Origin of the sequence: Mesorhizobium carmichaelinearum (assembly GCF_900199455.1) — a bacterium.
In the GTDB taxonomy this organism is placed as follows: Bacteria; Pseudomonadota; Alphaproteobacteria; order Rhizobiales; family Rhizobiaceae; genus Mesorhizobium; species Mesorhizobium carmichaelinearum.
Window position 1 is genome coordinate 1 of sequence record NZ_FZQR01000059.1, and the last position, 18,110, is coordinate 18,110.

An 18,110-nucleotide genomic window follows, 5' to 3' on the forward strand; every position below is an offset into this window, starting at 1 on the left:
CGGCTGCCGAATAATCCGTCCGCATCTTGATCGCTGAGCCCATGGCGCGAATCCTCCTCGCGCAATCGAATCACGGATCCGCTCATTCCGAAATCCCAAGAGAGTCAGCCGTCAGATCCTTTGGTATGACGCGCTACGCCGAAGACGGCAGGATGCCGATCGACAACAACCTTCTCGAACGCGATATCAGAATCTTTGCCATCGCAGGGTCATTCTGCCCATGTCGGGCAGATGGTGGAGTTTCATTATCGCTGGCATCCATATTACGGCTGCCGTTTTCGGCACGAAGGTCGCGAGGACCGGGCCAATGGCGCGATCATCCGGGTAGAGATCAGGCCGGGTGAGATCATCCAGGTCGCAGAGTGGGTGCTGGATAGGGCGTTTTGCGCCGACATGAAGATGGGCGAACCGCGCGTTGCGGTGATTGGGCTTGTAGAGCTTCACAGACTGCTTACCGAGCGCGGTTTCAGGCAGACTTCGGCGGATGGACTCACGGCCATCCAGGAGGCGCGCCATGAAGGCACTACCACGACCCTCGTCGCTACCGATGCTGACCCAGCAGTTGAGCATGCCGCTCGATACGCCGCAGATGCGAGGCCTGAGCGACGCGGAACGAAGCGTCGTTGTTGCCAGGCTGGCGACCCTCCTGATGGCCGCGGCCGGCGTCGCGGCGAAGGAGGCCAGCGATGACGGGCAATGATCTCCTTCCAGCCACGGTGCTGAAGCGCAAAGCTGTGGTCTACGTCCGACAGTCGACCCCGGGTCAGGTCCAGAACAACCTGGAGAGCCAGCGCCGACAATATGAACTTGTCGATGTTGCGCGCCGCTGGGGGTTTCACGATGTCGAGGTGATCGATGATGACCTTGGCCGCACCGCCAGCGGCACTGTCGACCGCCCTGGTTTCGAACGACTGGTCAGCGGCCTGTGCACGGGCAAAGTTGGTGCGGTGCTCTGCTTCGACGCATCGCGCCTTTCCCGTAATGGCCGGGACTGGCATCACCTCCTGGAACTGTGCGGCCTGGTTGAAGCGCGCGTGATTGATGTCGACGGGGTATACGATCCCTGTCGGCCAAACGATCGATTGTTGTTGGGCATGAAGGGCAGCATCAGCGAGTTCGAGCTTGGCATTTTGCGAACGCGCATGCTTGACGCGGCTCGCGCCAAAGCGCGGCGGGGAGAACTGCGTCTCAGTGTTCCAATCGGCTATATCTGGCATCGCGACTATGGTCTGGGGCTTGATCCTGATCTTCGGGTGCAGGAGGCGATCCGCCTCATCTTTTCGCGCTTCCGCGAGCTTGGCAGCGCCCGCCAGGTGCTGATTTCCCTCACCGCGGACAATTTCCATTTTCCCCGCCCTTCTGACGGGCGCAAAACTGTGTCCTTCGACTGGGTGCCGGTCCGCTATCGAAGCGTTATTTCGATCCTGAAGAACCCGTTCTACGCTGGGGTCTATGTCTATGGTAAAAGCGAGAAGCGAACGGAGATTGTCGATGGCAGGGCTCGCAAAAGCTACGGCCACGGCAAGCCCTTTGGAACATGGGAAGTGCTGCTCCAGGATCATCATGAAGGCTATATCGACTGGAGCGAGTTTGAGAGGAACCAAAGCCATATTGCCGTCAATGCCTTCGGACAGAAAGGCGGTATCAAGTCGGGTCGTGGCGGCCGCGCGTTGCTCGCGGGCCTGCTCACCTGCGGCCGATGCGGAAGGCGGTTGGGCGTTGTCTACTCGGGGCGGCCTCCAGGTCATCCCTATTACCGCTGTGAACGTATCAACCAGATGCTGGCCAAGCCACGATGTATGACTTTTGGCGCATCTCGCATCGACCCTGCCATAGGCAAAGAGATATTGAGGGCCGTGACGCCAATGGCGATCGAGGCCGCAATGGAAGCTGACCGGGCGCATCGGGATAATCTGGAAGAACGACACCGCATGGTGGAGTTGGACTTGCAGCAAGCCCGATACGACGCCTCTCTCGCCGAACGTCGCTATGCTGCTTGCGACCCCGACAACCGGCTGATCGCTGCCCAACTTGAGAAGAGCTGGGAGGCAGCGCTCAGGCGCGTGGAAGCCTGTGAAGCGGGTTTGGCCCAAGCGCGACAAATCGATCTTGTCACCCCAGTTCCCGATTTTGCTGGCATTGCCAGCGACCTGGACGCCGCCTGGCGCGCGCCTAACGTTGATATGCGATGTCGTCAGCAGCTCCTTCGCACCCTCGTGTCGGATATCATCGCTGACGTCGATGAAGAGCAACGTGAAGTCATTTTGACGATCCACTGGAAAGGCGGCCACACTCCCAACTGCGCATTCGCAAACCTAAATCGGGCGAGCATGGCCAGAGTACTCCCGAGGCCGCCCTTGCGATCATGCGGTCTATGGCGACCCGATGGTCCGATGCCGACATTGCCGCTACTCTCAACCGAATGGGAATGCAGACCGGACAAGGCAAAACCTGGACAGGGCGCCGTGTCGGGGCACTGCGCACAGTCCATAAAATCCACGGCTACCGATCCGCCGAAAAGAATGGCGAGTGGCTCACGCTGACCGAAGCCGCCAAAAAGCTTGGAGTTACTGCCCATCGCGTCCGTCGACTGATCAAGGAGGGCGTGCTCCCTACCGAGCAGGTGGTGCCGGATGCGCCGCACCAAATACGAGCTACGGATCTGGAAAAGGACGAAGTGACCCAGTTTCAGCGTCACAGAGGCCCGTGTCGCATCAAAATGGAAAGCCAAAAGTCCCTGTTTCCGGACGTTTGAAGAGGAGGTGCAGTATGAATCGGTCGTTGCGACTGGCAGAAAGAGCTGGCTGTTCAGCAACACCGTGGGTGGAGCCAAGGCCAGTGCCGTCGTCTACAGTCTGATGCTGACTTGCCGCGCCTCACGCGTCGAGCCGTTAGCCTGGTTGCGCTACGTCCTCACCGAATTGCCTCAGCGCGCTGACGACGCCGATATCACCGACTTGCTGCCCTTCAACTTCCCCAAAACTGCCACTGCCGCCTGATCCAGCGCGACGCTTTCCGAAATCAAACGCCGAAAGGCGGCGTCAACGTGCGGGGAAAATCGCGCTTACTGTTGATCACATAAGGGGTGTTCCGAAAGTGTCCGGTCGGCCGATCACCCCCCGAGAGATTGATTGGCTTTTGCATTTCATTCTCCATTCTGATCTGCCTAAAATGCGTCCCCGAGCGCTCAGATAAGTCGGTACAACAGCGCGGGTTGTCGACGTCGGTCCGAACTGAAAGTGCTACACAGATGTTACCGCAGTTGATCCCACCATTCCGATTTGAAGCCGGCCACCATTCCAATCAAAATCCGGCCAGTTTTCGGCACTGAAGATACCCCCTGGGTAAGCAACTTTGGCATCAATCACCTCGCGATGAACGAGGACATTTTGATGCCGGCAAAGAGAAGGCTGACCATGAGACAATTAAGACAAATGCTTCGGCTTGCCGGAAGCGGGACGAGGGCGCCTGCCTTTTTACCCGGCGGCTGGAGAAAGGCCGGTTTATCTGGCCGGACATGGAGGGCGGCGCGGTAGCGATCTCACCGGCGCAATTGTCTTATTTGCTGTCCGGGATCGACTGGCGCAATCCGCAGGAAACCTGGCGTCCGACACGGGTCGGATAGCATTATTGCATTGAAAATATTGAGTGAATCTGATCCACTGGCTCCATGATCTCGAAGCCAGTGGATCTTCCTGCGGACCTTGCGAGCGCCTACCTGGCGCTGCTTTCCGAGTGTGAGATGTTACAGGCTGAACGCGACGTCGTTGTTGCCGAGCGGGACATCGCGGTGGCGCAAGCCGCCAATGCGCAGGCCATGCTGTCGGACAGTGAGGCCTTGATTGCCAGTCTGGAACTGGCGATCGAAAAGCTGAAGCGCGAAATGCGCGGCCGGCGATCCGAGCGCACGGCGCGCCTGATCGACCAAATGGAATTGCAGCTCGAAGAACTGGTGATGGCGGCGACGGAAGATGAAGCCGCAGCTCAGGCGGCTGCCGCCAAAACCGCGAACGTGCGTTCGTTCACGCGCAAACGGCCGGTTCGCAAGCCGTGGCCGGAGGACATCGAACGTGAACGCGTAATTATCGATCCGCCGGCCACCTGCACATGCTGCGGCGGGTCGCGCCTGTCGAAACTGGGCGAGGACGTCACCGAGACGCTCGAGGAGGTTCCGCGCCGGTTCAAGGTGATCGAGACGGTGCGGGAGAAATTTACCTGCCGCGACTGCGAGGCGATCAGCCAGCCGCCGGCGCCGTTCCATGCCACACCGCGCGGCTTCATCGGTCCTCATCTGCTGGCGACGATCCTCTTTGACAAGTTTGGCATGCATAGCCCTCTCAACCGCCAGAGCACCCGGTTCAAATGCGAGGGCATCGAGCTTTCGACCTCGACGCTGGCCGACCAGGTCGGGTATGGCACAGCTGCGCTCCTGCCGATTTTTGATCTGATCGAGGCGCATGTCTTCGCGGCCGAGCGCCTTTTTGGCGACGACACCACCATTCCCATTCAGGCCAAAGACAAATGCACGACCGGGCGCATATGGACCTACGTGCGCGATGACCGGTCCTACGGCGGCGCGGCGGCGCCGGCGGCCATATACTATGCGTCGAGCGACCGCCGCGGCGAGCATCCGCAGAAGCACCTGGCCGGGTATGGCGGCATTCTGCAGAGTGATTGTTACAATGGCTTCGAGCCGCTCAGTGTCGCCGAAAAGAAAGCAGTACCGATCACTTTTGCCATGCGCACGCGCGGCGCAAATTCTTTGAACTGGCCGATATCCAGAAAAGTGCCCGCGAGCGCAAACGCAAAGGCAAGCCGATCTCGCCGATCGCCCTGGAGGCCGTCCAACGGTACGAGGCGTTGTTCGAGATCGAGCGCGAGATCAATGGATTGAGCGCCACAGAACGACTGGCCGCGCGGCAGGAAAAGAGCAAGCCGCTGTTCGATGACATGCACGCGTGGCTGAAACGGGAGCGCGCAACGCTCAGCAAATCGTCCGAAGTGGTCGAGCCGATCGATTACATGCTGAAGCGCTGGGATGGTTTTGCCCGTTTCCTGGAAGATGGCCGGATTTGTCTCACGAACAACGCGGCGGAGCGCGCGCTCAGAGGTATTGCTCTTGGGCGCCGGAACTGGACCTTCGCCGGTTCTCAGCGTGGGGCCGATCGTGCCGCCATCATGCTCTCCGTCATCACGACCTGCCGTCTCAACGACGTTGACCCAAAGGCGTGGCTCGCCGATGTGTTCGCCCGCATCGCCGATCTTCCCGTCTCGCGCCTGCACGAACTGCTGCCTTGGCAATGGAAGTCACACAAAGGGACGGCTATTGCGGCCGTCGCGTAAACAGCTCCCGGAACAATGCTTGCGAACGCTCCAAGCCTTCATCGGTCAGGATCAACGACTTCGACTTGTTGACCGGGTCGCCGATCATGCCTTTCTTGTGAAGCCGATCCGTCGTTGCCCAATCGAAGCCCTTCCAGGCACACCGCTCGTTATGCAGCGTCAGCCATAACAGCGCCAGAACGGCATCGTCGATCTCGTCCTCATCGATCTCCATGAACCGACGCTACACGCGCGGCGCCCAAAATCCAGCGGCCCTGCTCGGATGGATACTCTTCAGGGGGCCTTCACGCTCGTTCGTCTCGCTTGCTTCCGTCTTGGCATGGCCCCTCTCAACCCAATGATGAGAGGGCAAAGTGCCAGAACGGCGCTCCCGAGAACCGACCTCAGATCCGCCCCGAAAAGTGTCCGGGAATTAGCGGAATCACTGTCCCGTATTTACTGAAATCGCTGTCCGCGAATTAGCGGAATGGGTGTCCGCGATTTAATGAAACACGCAGGGATGGCAGTTACGACCTGGTCGCGCTGCTAGACTAGTCGGGCACATCGACCAGGATGTAGCCTCAATAGCGGGCTGAAGCCCAAACTGCGGCACGAAGGCGCAATCTTAATCTGATGACGGTGCCCGCGCATCCTTGGATGTGGTCGGCACATAACGAAGCGCATCACCACAAGCGGCGTAGTTAGCGCGTCGCCTTTTCGGGCAGAATCTCACCGGCAAAGAACCGCCGCGGGTTGTCCTCCAGGATCGAGACGATGTCTCCCTGAGAGACACCGCGGGCGTGCAGCATTGGTATGAAGTCCGTGAACATGTAGGTGTAGGCTTGGTAGCGCCCCTGCGACTTCAGGCGTTCGATCTTGGTGATCTCATCGGCGGTGAGCTTGCGACTGAATTTGCCGAGTCTGCCGCATAGGCGATCCATGCTAAGCATGACCTGTGCACGAAATCCGTCGCGCACGAGCTTCGCCAAGTTGTCGGCGCGGACGTTGTCCGGCCGATGAGACATCCCGATCTGATCGAATCCGATGTAGGAGCCAGCGTCTATGATGCGGCGATGATAGGCGGGATCCAGGTTGCAGCAGCTATGACCGATCAGGCAGCGATCGACGGCAACGCCGCCGGCCGCGAACAGCTCCTGCTGTTCGGGGCCCGCGTAACCGTCCTCGGTGTGGGTGATGATCGGCACCCCGGTCACCTTCTGCGCGATGCAGGCGGCAGCGAGGAACTTCTTCTCATGCGCGGTGACAACGGGCGCGCCCGTCGAGACCTTGATGGCACCGGCCTTCACGCCAGTCTCGGCGATGCCGTAGGTAAGCTCGCGGACGTAAAGCTCGGCGATCTCTTCGATGGTGCGGGCGCGCCAGTAGAACGGCAGCCCCATTTCCTCGTGGTAAAATCCTGTGGTGCAGACTATGTGCATGCCGGATTCTTCGGAAACCTGTTTCATCATTATGACGTCCCGACCGAGTTCGATCGGACAGGGGTCGACGAAGGTGCGCACACCATGCTCAGTGCGTAGTTGCACCAACTGCCGGACCGCCCTCTCGATGAATTCTGCACGGTCGAATTTCGCGAGCGGATCGAACCAGGCGCCGGGAAAGGCTATGAACAGATGCTCGTGCATCAGTGTGCGGCCCAAGCGCTCGACGGGGATCGGCCCCGTCACCGTCTGCACCATCATGCGTCGGCACTCCATGTATTGTTGTGTACTAGCCTCGGAAAGAGCCATCTGATCGATAGGTAAGCAACCCACTATTTCTTGTAGTGCAATAGCCTAGGACGTAGTGACGATTTAACCCGGAAAATTCAGTGCGCCCCGATGGCGCGTATCACCAGTGGAGGAAGGTTCCACCCAGATAGTAGTCGATTGGTCTGGTAGCTGACGAGCGGCTCGGTCGGGTAACTGGCCGGGTCGAAGCCTCGTGACAAAGGCCGCCTTGGGCGGTTGAGCAATCCGATGGGCCGTAACGTGAGTGAAGCCTGAGCAGGCCTCGAAAGGGTACTGTAACGTTAACCGCCAGTCGATTTCCGCCTGCGATGAATGGGCATGAGGAACATTGCTCGTGATCGACTTTATCGCCGCCACAGATTTCTGGTTGAGGTGATCGCCCATGCGGTCTGGCTGTATTTCAGGTTTCCGCTCAGTCTGCGAATGGTCGAAGATCTGTTGGCAGTCCGTGGCATTGTCGTTTCCCACCAGACAGTGAGGCTCTGGGCGGAGAAATTCGGCAGGCACTTTGCCAATGACATCCGCAGGCGTTCGGCCGGAAAGCTGGGGGACAAATGGCACCTTGATGAGGTCGTCGTCACCATTCGCGGACAGAAGCAATGGCTGTGGCGTGCCGTGGATCAGGACGGCTTCGTTCTCGACGTTCTGGTGCAAAGCCGCCGCAACGCCAAGGCTGCCAGGCGTCTCATGCGAAAGCTTGTGAAGGGTCAAGGCCGATCACCGCGTGTGATGATCACTGACAAGCTTCGATCCTACGGCGCAGCCAGGCGCCAGATCATGCCGGGTGTCGAACATCGCTCCCACAAGGGCTTGAATAACCGGGCAGAGAATTCTCATCAGCCGATCCGACGACGGGAGAGAACCATGAAGCGCTTCAAGTCGGCACGCCAACTTCAGCGCTTCGTCTCCATCCACGACCCGATTGCCAACCTGTTCCACATTCCGCGCCACGACATACCATCAGACCATCATCGCGAATTGCGAGCCGCTGCCATGCGCATGTGGAACGAGATCGCATGCCTTGAGGCCGCCTGAAATAGAGAGAGCCCGAGAGAACTTTGACCACGCGTCGTTAAGTTTACAGTGCCGGCATCGCTTCTCTTTGCGCATTTGCGTGCAGTCACCCTCGTTCCGCTTTGCCACCTCTCAATGCAAAGGCCGTGCCAGCACCTCAGCGCCAAGCAAGCGTGATTTGCCGTGAAAACCTCCACAGTGCCCAGATGTCGGCTGTAGTGAACCTGACATTTTGTCTGCCGCTGTCAGCTCCTGGACACGGGACCACGCGCTTCGCGCCGCCACAAAAGGCGTGGCCTCCGCCCACCGTCTGACGCATCGATGCCAGGCGTCACGGTGTTGAAGTCGCCGCACGCCAGATCGTCGTGAACGAGACGTTTCAAGCTCGACCCGGGAGCTCGAGCCGAAAACGGCCGGAGGTTTTGGCTTTGTTTGGGGGCGCCGGATGAGGACGGCGCGAAGCCGGCGGCAATGGCGGCGACAATAGCACGGCGCCAATCGTCGCCCGCATTTGGGAGCTCTCCGAGACAATGCGGTGCGCTCTCACCATCGTAATGGCGAGGGGCTGGGGGGGCCGGATGCGCCGTGGTCCAAGGGGGCGGTAACCATCTGAATGTCGACATGAGCGCATTGTGTTCGATCTGCATACGGGACAAGGAAGTAGCCAACGCGATGCTAGCGCACATCGCTGGAAGGCAGGTCAGGGGGGCATCATCGGTCGTGTGTTCACCGGGCTGTTCAGCGCATTCGTCAATGTCATCCTCGTGCGCCGCCTCATCGGTGTCACGGTATTGAAGCAACTCTCGGCCAATATCCGGGCGCTGAGGAGCATCGCGGTGATGGCGGCAGGCGTGCGCTCGCGTCCAGGCGTCTGCCCCACACGACCGAGAAAATGATGCTGGCGGAGCAATTGGCGATGCTGGCCGGGCTGGGCGCCGTCCTCTATTGCGGGTCAACTTTCCTGCTCTGGATTATGCTATGGCGCCCGGCCGGCCGCGAGACGGAGATCCAAAAGATATTGGGCAAAGCCCTGTCCAAAGTTCGCCCAGCCTGAAAATTACAGGGCAATCCCACGGCGCCGTGGGATCCGGCCCTGCCAGCCAGATGGAGACAAGAAAATGCCTGCAGACCAAATCTGGACGTGATCGACAGGTTGCAGGGCGTCATACACGGCTGCCTGAAAGACTATGTCTTCCGACGACGAGCCGTTGGCTATGTTGCGAGGCAATGCGGCTCGAACGGGTCCGATGCGGTTCGCTGCGGCAGTCTACTGATCTGGGGATCAGAGCGACATCTCGACAGTTTGGGCTGATGCCGTGCCCGGTGTCCTGCCGATACCAGCTTCGCTTTCGGGCTGGCACAGTTAGCGGATTGAGAAACTTCTGTGGTTGCCGTTGCTCACCCCGAGCGTGTGCGCGATGACGCGTTCGGTCAGGCCCTGGACATGCATTGAGACGTAAAACTTCTCCGATCCAGCGCATCGACAATCTCTGGGTTGGCATCAGGGCTTCCTCGTTTTGAACGAGGCATCCTGTGGACTGGTTGAGTTTGTCTGCCGAAGCATCCCGCACCGAAAAGGTGCTCACCATCACCTGAAATCGTTGCTCACGATGCGGTGAAATCCGTGCTCACGATCGCTCAAAAATACGCACACGACGCCAAGAAAGGCGAGCGGCAGTGAGGTCTGCGGCAGGTCGTAGTGGACCTTCACCTGTTGGCCGAGCTTGGGATCGACATCGGCGACGGGGATGAGCGTCTGCCTCGCACCACCACAGATTATCGCAGGGTTCAAGCCTTGGCCTTGACATCCGGGGGACCGTCACCGGCGGTGCCGCGGCGTGCTGATCGGATCGTCCGCTGTCGCTGAGTTCTCGCCGCCGGTTCAGTGGATCTCTTTGGGTCCGCCATCCCTGCAAAAATGGCGGCTCCGCGACACAATTTGTGTCGGGTTTGTCAGGTCCGCGCCACAGGCTTGGTGAGCCGATCCGTTGTTTGCCGCACGCTAAAGATCTGAACAGCAAGCATGACCTTCTGTCCCGGCTCGATCCGCCAGCTTGGCACGATCGTTGCGCCGTTCAGGGTGAGATGATGGCGGCAGTCGGCCGGCTCTCCTGCCGCCGGTCTCGCGATCGACACAACCAAGCAAGGAAATACTATGACGAAGAACGCGCCGATTGCGGTCGCAAACGATGGGTTGGCCGCAGATCGGCTGGCTGGCATCGACCTTGCTCGCGGCGTGGCTGTCTTCGGCATGTATGCCGCCCATGTCGGTCCCAGCCCCAACGAAGGAGGACAAATCGGGAATCTGATGGAACTGACCCATGGGCGGTCGTCCGCCCTGTTTGCCGTATTGGCCGGATTTTCGATCATCCTGATTACCGGTCGCAAGGCGCCTAAGTCGGGGGTAGCCGGTAGACAGGCCATTGCCAGAGTCGCAATTCGTGCCCTTGTTTTCCTGGCGCTTGGCCCAATCCTGACCTACCTCGGTGCGCCGGTCGCCGTGATCCTGGATTACTACGGAATCTGCTTCTTGTTGGTCCTGCCGCTCTGTCGGCTCAATGCACAGCAGCTCGGCTTGCTCGCTGCGGCGACCGCGTTGGTTCTCCCGCAAGTGCGCTTCCAGCTTTTGCCTGGCCCCGAGAGCTCGGACTTCGACCCAGTGTTCGATCTCATGGTCAGCGGACATTATCCCGCGATGACCTGGGTTCCTTTTGTGATCGCAGGCATGGCCATTGCGCGCCTTGACCTTAGTAGCCAAGCATCGCATTGGCGCCTCGGTCTAGCCGGGAGCGCGCTGGCCGTGTTGGGCTATGGGGGATCCTGGCTCGCACTGCGTTTGCTGCCTGGCGTACCCGCCGCTTTGCAGGAATCCGCCCAGTGGTGGTCGGACCAGGGGTCGCTGAAATATGAGTCGCCATTGATTGCCGCACCTCACAGCGAGACGACGTTCTCAATCCTGGGCAACACCGGTTGCGCAATGATTGTCTTGGCGGCTTGCTTGCTCGCTATGGATGCGCTCCCGCATCTGCGAAAGCTAGTCTGGCCAATAATCGCGGTCGGCTCGATGTCTTTGACGGCCTATGTCCTGCACATTGTGGGAATGTATCTCCTGCAATTTGTGGGAATAGATCTGTCAGCACACAGGAGCCTGTCCATGCTCTTTGGCTTCATCGTGGTTGTAAGCACTTTCGCGGTGCTCTGGCTGCGCGTCTTCCGGCGAGGACCTATGGAAGCGCTGATGGGTAGGATCTCAGATCTCGGGAGTCACATCCCATGAGCACCGTCGCCCCGACCCTCCGGATCGACATGACTGAAAAGCTGGGTTCGCGCAGGGGAGGGACTTCCTAGTGCCTTCGCCCGGTGCACGCCTTGCTTTGGCAATTTCGATCGCCGTCTCGAATTCATGCCGATAGAGCATGCGGAAGCTGAGGCACGGTTCGGCCGTCCGTTGCTCAGCGGCCACTATTTCGAGCGCATTCTCGGTTGTAAGGCCGCACTCGCCGTACAGAGCGATCCACTGCTCATGGATGTCGCTGCGCACTATCTCGGAGGCCAGGCTAAACTGATCACCACGCGCGTCTGGTGGAGCTTCCCCTCCGAACAGGCCTCCGACGCCGACAAGAACCTCGCTTCGCTCGGCAAATACGACTTCGATCATCGATGATTGGCGGATGCTGAAGTTCTTCTTCTATCTGGTGCCAGTCGACGAAGGCACCGGCCCGCACGTCTATGTCCGCGGCAGCCATAACCGCCGGGTCTTTAAGCATCAGCTCTCGCTTCTCGTCGGCCATCCGGCCCAAGAGGTTCTGGGCGTCTACGGCCAGCAGAGCCCCATTACACTGACCGGCGAAGCCGGTTGGTCTCGGTTTCGTTGAGGATCCGTTCTGCTTCCATATGGGCACCGTGCCGGCGCGTAGGCCACGCTTGATGATGGAAGTCGGCTTCGGCGTGTCCCCCGCCCTCGCGGCGACGCTTCCATGGCGAGCCGGTCATTCGCTGATTTCGAAAATTCCCGAAACGACCTTTTCCAACTGAGATAAGGGCAATGGCGCCATTTCCGGATGATCGGCCCAAATCGTTTTGTGCAGGTCGGTTTCGAGCTGTCGCCAGAGGCGCCGCCTGGCGACAGGCAAACGCCTCAATCGCGTGTGCGAGTCGGTTGCCGTGCCGCGCTTTCGGCAACACGGCCCGATAGGCCTCCCGCAGCTGTCAGATCGACATGGCTCGAGTGCTTTACTTCGAGCGTGCGTTTGGTCAGCCTGGTCCGTTACGGAAGCAATCTTTCATCTCAGCGGAAAACTTCGGGAATTGACAGCGGCGCAGCACGGCGCCGCGCATCCGAGGGCGCTACTGCGAGGAAATCGCGTTAGATACTCGCTGCTCGCCTGAACGAACTCAATGGACACGGGATGAAGAGGTTTGCCGATTTGCTTGTACCTCAAGCCGGTTAGGGGATTATGCTCCAGAACACCCTTCTCCTAGCCCTTGCTATTCATCCAGGCCGCAGCCGTCGGACGGATGTATCCGGCGAGATCCACAATGGCACGCATAGAGTTCTGTTATTCGCCCCGACTGTCGATACGTTCAAATTCCGCGTCTCCAACGAATTTGAAGCATCGATCGTTCCTATAGGGGCGGCCTCTTCCATGCTCTCACCACGTCTATCCAAAGGGGGTGGCGACCGATGACTCTGTTGGCGTTCTATTGGGCAAACTTCGCAGCATTCCGGGTCGCTATATCGCCTGTGACGGCATGAAGAAGCGTTCGAACCTCTTGTTCAGCGAGCCTGGGTGCAACTCCCGATTCGGACAGTTGAACGAGAATTGTCGTGACGGTGCTGCGCCAGAACGCATTCGCATCCTTCCCGTTTTTGGATTCCAAGACCCTGGCGATCCCTTCGACCAATTTCCGCCGACGATGCAGCGGGAACACGCTTATGTTTGAATCACACATCGATCACCTCACCCCTTCAGTTTGGCGCATAAGAATTGGCGCGTTGAAAAATTTGGTTAACAGCGCTTTCTTTTATGGGGTGGCCCTGCAATAAATTGACCTGGGCTTGGTTGGGTGTCCCCGCGATGGATGCGGCGGCTTTCGCAAGTTCGACTTCCGTCCAGGAAGTCCATCAGTGATGATGAGCAGCAGGGAATAGGACAGGAAGCGCTACCGGCGAGCAGGCTCTTGGACTTGATCAGAACCCAGGTGAACCGCCATATTCCAGCTGCCGCGTTAACCTGGGCCAGTCGGTGGACGAAGCCGATCCGGCCGAACCAAGCCATTTAATTCAATTTGTTGGGAGCGCCAGGTCGGGAGGAAATCTCCCAATTGCATCACGCGTCCCTGTTTTGTTGGAGAAGTCTATGAAGGTGCCGCTCATTCCCGAAAACGTCGGCAATCTGAGCTGCGCGATGATCTCGAAATCACGACCAATTTCAGCGGCGGTTTGCCGACCTTCAGATTTCAATAGATGGATCTCTTGGCCGCATTGAGAGGCGTCTAGCCTGCCCGCCTTTCACTGGAACTGCGCGTGCGGGTCTTAGGGTTCGCGTTGGCCCACATTTGACGGCGCTGTTGTTTCTGGTATCAGCGCCAAGGGCCGACCACGCCGCAACGATGACCTTTCCCCGATTCGGATTGCTGGCGATATCGACGAGTGTCGGCCTTGTTGGTCGGTAAGCGCTCACCCGATTCCCTCCTGCCCAGCCCGGGCTGATCATGCGAAGACGTCTCCGCTTTGGAGGGCGGCGTCTGCATGGAGACCGACGGCAAAATGGACGTCCATTTGGATCCTGTTCAGCCGCGGACGAGCGAAGGCGTCTAACAGTGGAAGCCCACCACAGGGGCACTCAAGGCTTGCGGCTGCGCCTCGGACGTATGGAGGCTGACGCGGCAGCGGTGCCCATTTGCTTTGAGGCTCCTTAAGGATTGCGGCTGTTGAGGGTTGTGTTCGTCAAGCTCTGCAAAAAGGGGCGGGCATGGCAATATTCAACGTCACCGAACGCCACCATGATCATGACGGCAAGCATGAACGCAGCGCCGCCGTCGAAAACATTCTGCTATCGAACCTGGAAAGACTGCATGTTGGTTGGCGCCCGATGGCGTGAGCGCCGCAATTGTCTCGCCATCCGCAATTGACAGAACTCGAGACGGCCCTGCGCCCCACCAAAAGGCTGACGCAACACAATTATTTGACCGCGCGCGATCCGTCGACGCCTCCTGCAGCTGGCGCGCTTCTTGCGGGTTTTCATCGCACGGCCCTAAGAAGTGCCCTGTCGACGATGCCGAGTTTGAAATTGCTCGACGAAAACCAAAGAAGGGAGTGGCATGAGACAGGTCGCGCCCGCCGGAGGAAGGACCAATTGCCGAGCTGATGATGGTCACAGGACCGTCACATCTTGTGTCTTCCAGCGGCATTATTTTGATTGGAAGAACCCAATAAGGAAAGACAAAACCCACCATGTGATTATCACCTGTCAGGGTGTGCGAGATCGCAGTGTGCCGCTGTTCGGGTGCGGCGCAATTTTTCAATGGCAAGGCGGCCAGACAGGAACACGGGCAAGACGCCAGCGACAGTCAATCAGCAATAAGGGCTTTTTATATGCAAAAGTTTCGAACGCGGCTCGATTGCCGCGGGGCGGCTCATCGTGCCTATTTCCACCGTTGTCCTGCTGGCGGGATGTATCGTCGGCCCGGATTATCGGACGCCAATTTTGCCCACGCCGGCACACTGGAACGGCCAAAACCCAACAAAGACCGCCTTACCGGCTCAATTGTCGAAATGGTGGCAGCGGCTGCGCGACCCCGAGCTGAACGCGCTTGTCGAGGAAGCGGTTGCCGGCAATCTCGAGGTCGCCTCCGCCAGAGCCAAGATACGCGAGGCTCACGCGAGCTATCGCCAGAGCGCAGCGACCTTGTTCCCGTCCGCCGACGGCTCCCTATCGGCCAAGCGCGGCACGACTGCCGCGATCGCGTCGGGATCTGGCGGCGATTCCTCTGGCGAGTTCCGGTCCGGTTTCGAGGCCACATGGGAGCTGGATCTGTTCGGCGCCAACCACCGGAGCGTCGAGGCGGCCCGCTATGGACTGGACGCCGCCGAGGAAGAACTGCGCTCCAGGCTGCTGACCCTGATCGGCGATGTCGCCTCCAACTATGCTCAGGCGCGCGGCTATCAGGCGCGCATTCAACTCGCGCGCCGCTCAGTCGCACCCCAAAAGCAGACCGTCGCCATCACCCGCACAAGGGCCGAGGCCGGCCTGGTGACAGCGGCCGACGTGGCAAAGCCAAGGCACAGGCAAGCAGCACGGAGGCCGAGGTGCCGACGCTGGAGGCAAGCTATGCGGAGACGGTGCACCGTCTTGCCGTGCTCACCGGACGGTCGCCGGACGGGCTGAACGACAGGCTGAAGCGCGGCGCGCCGATCCCGGCACCACGCCTGCCGGTGCCGACCGGCATTCCCGCCGACATCCTGCTCGCTCGCCCCGACGTACGCATGGCGGAGCGGCAATATGCTCAGTATACCGCCAGGATCGGCCAGACCGAGGCAGCACGCTATCCAAGCGTCAGCCTGACTGAAATATCGACACGTCTGCCCTCAAGCTTGGCGACCTCGGCAAGAACTCCACCATCGGCTTCTCTTTTGGGCCGAAGCTCAGCGTGCCGATGTTCAACGCCGGCAAGCTGCAGGCCGCCGTCGACCTCGCCAAGGCCGAGCGCGACCAACATTTCATCGCCTACAAGGCATCCGTGCTGACGGCGCTCCAAGATGTGGAAAACGCCAGCGTCTCGCTGACACAGGAGCGCATCAGGAACGGCAAGCTTTCCTCGTCGGCGAAATCGGCCCGCGACGCCGCACGCCAGGTGCGGATCCTCTACCAATCCGGTGCGGCGAGCCTGCTCGAAGTGCTGGACGCGCAGCGCTCGCTCGATACGGCCGAGGACACTCTCCTGCAAAGTCGCGTCTCGATCGCCACCGACTACATCGCGCTCAACAAGGCGCTCGGCGGCGGCTGGGACGGGGCCATCGACAGCGCCAAGCCGAAGGGCGTCGACGCCAAAACCAGGCCACAGCCGGCGTCGAAGGCAACCCAATGACAAACGCGCAAGCCGAACTTCACATGTTCCGTTTCGCAGGGTCTCGAGGCAATGAGATCTTCCTACAACGTCGACCTTGCATCGGATTTGGTCCGGCGCTTCTACGAAAAGCGCATCGACGCGCCGGCCGTCCTGGATCCTGTGATCGACCTTCCAACGCAGTCGGAGTCACCGCCGCCTGGCAATTATCCGCGACGATGCGGTTTCGGTGCAGTTCAGCAGGTAGCGCGCCTCCACCACATCATGCCGCAAAAGGGAACGTTTCCATGTCCTCCAACTGCTGTTCACGTCCGGTTGTGCACTATGATGAAGACGGGATCGCAGCGGCGTTCGACCGTTACCCGGAGCAGACCGTGCCGCCGGTTGACTTGTTGTTCGGCAAGGCGGGACGTCAACAGCTGGCCAGCCTCCGCGTCTCTGACATGGATCGCCTCAAGATCGACAGGGACTGGCGTTCATCGGCGACAGCCGCAGGTCGCAACCGCGCCAACTGTGCTCACTTCACTCCGTTCGTGACTGTGCAACGACTTAGTGCCTCGGCCTTTTCGAAATGTGCTGCCGCGAGTTCGATGGATTTCGATCTCGTGTTCGGCGGGGCCGATTAACCTGGAACAACAACGAGACGGCTTGTTATGGAGACAGGAATACTGGACGAATACGAACTGCGGCTCAATAAATTAAGACGCTTGATCGAGCACAAGGAGCTGGATGCTAAGCTGATAACCTCTACTGACAGCATCTTTTATCTGACCGGCTTCCGATATCAGCCATTCGAGCGCCCGTTTTTCCTCGTCGTACGCCCCGAGGGCGATCTCGTCTTTGTGACACCGCGGCTGGAGGCCGAGAACGTCGCGGCGATCCCGCTGCAGCATCGCATCTTGGAATACACCGAGTACCCGGCGCGCGAAGGCGAAACATTTCTCGACGCGCTTGCACAGGTGATCGGGGAGCATGATGTGATCGCAGTGGAGCCTTCCATGCCTGCCGAACTCATGCGAGCACTCGATCACTTTTTCCCGATGGTGGAGCCACTGGTGGAGCGCTTGCGACTGATCAAGTCGCCCTACGAGATCAGTCGGATCGAACGGGCCGCGCGCTTTTGTGACCTCGGCCTGCGGATGGTGATGGATGCAGTGCGTATCGGCACCTCCATCCAAGGCGGGTATGACCGCATCCCGGAGCTTCGCAATGCCATCGTCAAGGGCGAGGGAAAATTCGACCAGCACACCAGCTCGATCTGGCTCGGTGTCTGGGCTGCACCCTTCAGCGCCCAGCCGCATCGCTTTCCCGAACCGACGGACATATTCGGCGAAGGTCCCAATGTCGGCTTGTCGTTTCTGCGGGTGAACGGCTATTCGGCGGAGACCGAGCGCACCTTCTTCCTGCACCGCACCTCGGGCGACCAAGCCGCGGTCTTCGCGACGATGCTCGCGGCCCGCAACATCGCATATGACATGCTTCGGCACGGTGTCAGCGCCCACGAAGTCGATCATAAGGTCATGTCGTTCCTGGTTCTGAAGGATTTGGCGGAAATCTGCTGCACCGGACCGGTCACGGTATCGGCATGGCCGGACACGAAGGACTGGGCGCAGCGTGGTTATGTTCAACTTGTCAACTGGCAAGCCGCCAACCCCATCCACGGTACTGCTGATGCTCGCCTTGCCCAAACCGTCAAGGCATTGAACGGCGGCGAGCAGGGCCAAATCATGAATCGTTAAGCTGCGAGAACGGCTTCGCGGTAGGCCGAGGTCATGAGGGCCTTGATGTCAATCGGCCCGCAATTGGGACCCTGGATCGGCGCGCAAACGGGGCTCTGACGCAATTTTGGTGGTGACTAGTCCTACGCAGCGCCAATGACCCGGGCCTGGAGCAGGTCGAGCTTTCCTCGGCCGTACATTTGGCGTTTCACGAGCTTGAGTTTGGTAATCTGCCCCT

16 protein-coding genes and 6 pseudogenes are annotated in these 18,110 nt (G+C 59.6%); 16 read left to right on the top strand and 6 right to left on the bottom strand.

Annotated features, from left to right (window positions below; translation table 11 throughout):
* Positions 1 to 125: 125 nt before the first annotated feature.
* Positions 126 to 200: pseudogene (locus CKW40_RS44220) on the top strand (IS66 family transposase); the annotation flags it as partial.
* On the opposite strand, the gene CKW40_RS44225 reads toward CKW40_RS44220, so the two are convergent.
* On the bottom strand, positions 187 to 516 hold the full coding sequence (locus CKW40_RS44225; RefSeq protein ID WP_095205152.1) for a hypothetical protein: 330 nt from the start codon (positions 514 to 516) through the stop codon (positions 187 to 189). The pseudogene CKW40_RS44220 and the gene CKW40_RS44225 sit on opposite strands and share 14 nt — an antisense overlap.
* Between CKW40_RS44225 and CKW40_RS43470 the strand changes: the two genes are divergently transcribed.
* The 5 genes and pseudogenes from CKW40_RS43470 to tnpC all read left to right on the top strand — a co-directional run bounded on the left by CKW40_RS43470 (position 515) and on the right by tnpC (position 5,343).
* Positions 515 to 700 (top strand): hypothetical protein, encoded by a 186-nt coding sequence (locus CKW40_RS43470; RefSeq protein WP_143748500.1) that lies wholly within the window; start codon positions 515 to 517, stop codon positions 698 to 700. The two genes, CKW40_RS44225 and CKW40_RS43470, sit on opposite strands and share 2 nt — an antisense overlap.
* A pseudogene (locus CKW40_RS40350) lies at positions 687 to 2,755 on the top strand (recombinase family protein). The gene CKW40_RS43470 and the pseudogene CKW40_RS40350 overlap by 14 nt, the downstream one beginning before the upstream one ends.
* A gap of 22 nt (positions 2,756 to 2,777) precedes the next feature.
* Positions 2,778 to 2,999: pseudogene (locus CKW40_RS40355) on the top strand (transposase domain-containing protein); the annotation flags it as partial.
* Positions 3,000 to 3,424: 425 nt separating this feature from the next.
* Positions 3,425 to 3,625, top strand: a complete 201-nt coding sequence (tnpB, locus tag CKW40_RS45525; protein ID WP_280175434.1) for an IS66 family insertion sequence element accessory protein TnpB — start codon at positions 3,425 to 3,427, stop codon at positions 3,623 to 3,625.
* A 45-nt stretch (positions 3,626 to 3,670) separates the two neighbouring features.
* Positions 3,671 to 5,343 (top strand): annotated as a pseudogene (gene tnpC, locus CKW40_RS40365) (IS66 family transposase).
* On the opposite strand, the gene CKW40_RS40370 reads toward tnpC, so the two are convergent.
* Both CKW40_RS40370 and CKW40_RS40375 read right to left on the bottom strand, forming a co-directional pair.
* Positions 5,324 to 5,557, bottom strand: coding sequence for a DUF6429 family protein (locus tag CKW40_RS40370; protein WP_095205154.1), 234 nt, complete (start codon positions 5,555 to 5,557; stop codon positions 5,324 to 5,326). The pseudogene tnpC and the gene CKW40_RS40370 overlap by 20 nt on opposite strands.
* A 466-nt stretch (positions 5,558 to 6,023) precedes the next feature.
* Positions 6,024 to 7,022 (bottom strand): phosphotriesterase family protein, encoded by a 999-nt coding sequence (locus CKW40_RS40375; RefSeq protein WP_179298292.1) that lies wholly within the window; start codon positions 7,020 to 7,022, stop codon positions 6,024 to 6,026.
* A gap of 366 nt (positions 7,023 to 7,388) precedes the next feature.
* Between CKW40_RS40375 and CKW40_RS40380 the strand changes: the two genes are divergently transcribed.
* The 3 genes from CKW40_RS40380 (at position 7,389) to CKW40_RS44235 (ending at position 9,138) form a co-directional block, all read left to right on the top strand.
* Positions 7,389 to 8,105, top strand: a complete 717-nt coding sequence (locus tag CKW40_RS40380; RefSeq protein ID WP_095205162.1) for an IS6 family transposase — start codon at positions 7,389 to 7,391, stop codon at positions 8,103 to 8,105.
* A 611-nt stretch (positions 8,106 to 8,716) separates the two neighbouring features.
* Positions 8,717 to 8,980 (top strand): hypothetical protein, encoded by a 264-nt coding sequence (locus CKW40_RS44230; RefSeq protein WP_179298293.1) that lies wholly within the window; start codon positions 8,717 to 8,719, stop codon positions 8,978 to 8,980.
* Entirely contained in the window at positions 8,977 to 9,138 is a 162-nt protein-coding gene (locus tag CKW40_RS44235) for a hypothetical protein (RefSeq protein ID WP_179298294.1), read from the top strand. The genes CKW40_RS44230 and CKW40_RS44235 overlap by 4 nt, the downstream gene beginning before the upstream one ends.
* 534 nt (positions 9,139 to 9,672) lie before the next feature.
* Here CKW40_RS44235 and CKW40_RS40390 read toward each other — a convergent pair.
* Positions 9,673 to 9,876, bottom strand: a complete 204-nt coding sequence (locus CKW40_RS40390; RefSeq protein ID WP_095205156.1) for a hypothetical protein — start codon at positions 9,874 to 9,876, stop codon at positions 9,673 to 9,675.
* A 363-nt stretch (positions 9,877 to 10,239) separates the two neighbouring features.
* Between CKW40_RS40390 and CKW40_RS40400 the strand changes: the two genes are divergently transcribed.
* Together CKW40_RS40400 and CKW40_RS40405 are read left to right on the top strand one after the other, a co-directional pair.
* Complete coding sequence (locus tag CKW40_RS40400; protein WP_095205158.1) at positions 10,240 to 11,361, top strand: DUF418 domain-containing protein; 1,122 nt, start codon at positions 10,240 to 10,242, stop codon at positions 11,359 to 11,361.
* 69 nt (positions 11,362 to 11,430) lie between these two features.
* Positions 11,431 to 12,084: pseudogene (locus tag CKW40_RS40405) on the top strand (hypothetical protein); the annotation flags it as partial.
* A gap of 701 nt (positions 12,085 to 12,785) precedes the next feature.
* Here the strand turns inward: CKW40_RS40405 and CKW40_RS45105 are convergent.
* On the bottom strand, positions 12,786 to 13,016 hold the full coding sequence (locus CKW40_RS45105) for a DUF6074 family protein (RefSeq protein ID WP_244571505.1): 231 nt from the start codon (positions 13,014 to 13,016) through the stop codon (positions 12,786 to 12,788).
* On the opposite strand from CKW40_RS45105, the gene CKW40_RS44240 reads away from it, so the two are divergent.
* Positions 12,913 to 13,131 (top strand): hypothetical protein, encoded by a 219-nt coding sequence (locus CKW40_RS44240; RefSeq protein WP_179298295.1) that lies wholly within the window; start codon positions 12,913 to 12,915, stop codon positions 13,129 to 13,131. The genes CKW40_RS45105 and CKW40_RS44240 overlap by 104 nt on opposite strands.
* A 237-nt stretch (positions 13,132 to 13,368) precedes the next feature.
* On the opposite strand, the gene CKW40_RS43475 is transcribed toward CKW40_RS44240, so the two are convergent.
* The gene (locus CKW40_RS43475) at positions 13,369 to 13,548 is read right to left on the bottom strand and encodes a hypothetical protein (protein WP_143748501.1); all 180 of its coding nucleotides are present in this window, start codon (positions 13,546 to 13,548) and stop codon (positions 13,369 to 13,371) included.
* A 511-nt stretch (positions 13,549 to 14,059) separates the two neighbouring features.
* Between CKW40_RS43475 and CKW40_RS45530 the strand changes: the two genes are divergently transcribed.
* The 4 genes and pseudogenes from CKW40_RS45530 to CKW40_RS40425 all read left to right on the top strand — a co-directional run bounded on the left by CKW40_RS45530 (position 14,060) and on the right by CKW40_RS40425 (position 17,893).
* Entirely contained in the window at positions 14,060 to 14,188 is a 129-nt protein-coding gene (locus CKW40_RS45530; protein ID WP_280175433.1) for a hypothetical protein, read from the top strand.
* A 519-nt stretch (positions 14,189 to 14,707) separates the two neighbouring features.
* A pseudogene (locus tag CKW40_RS40415) lies at positions 14,708 to 16,175 on the top strand (efflux transporter outer membrane subunit).
* 266 nt (positions 16,176 to 16,441) lie between these two features.
* Complete coding sequence (locus CKW40_RS46155) at positions 16,442 to 16,780, top strand: hypothetical protein (RefSeq protein WP_143748502.1); 339 nt, start codon at positions 16,442 to 16,444, stop codon at positions 16,778 to 16,780.
* Between the two features lie 27 nt (positions 16,781 to 16,807).
* The gene (locus CKW40_RS40425; protein ID WP_095205161.1) at positions 16,808 to 17,893 is read left to right on the top strand and encodes a M24 family metallopeptidase; all 1,086 of its coding nucleotides are present in this window, start codon (positions 16,808 to 16,810) and stop codon (positions 17,891 to 17,893) included.
* Positions 17,894 to 18,110: the final 217 nt, after the last annotated feature.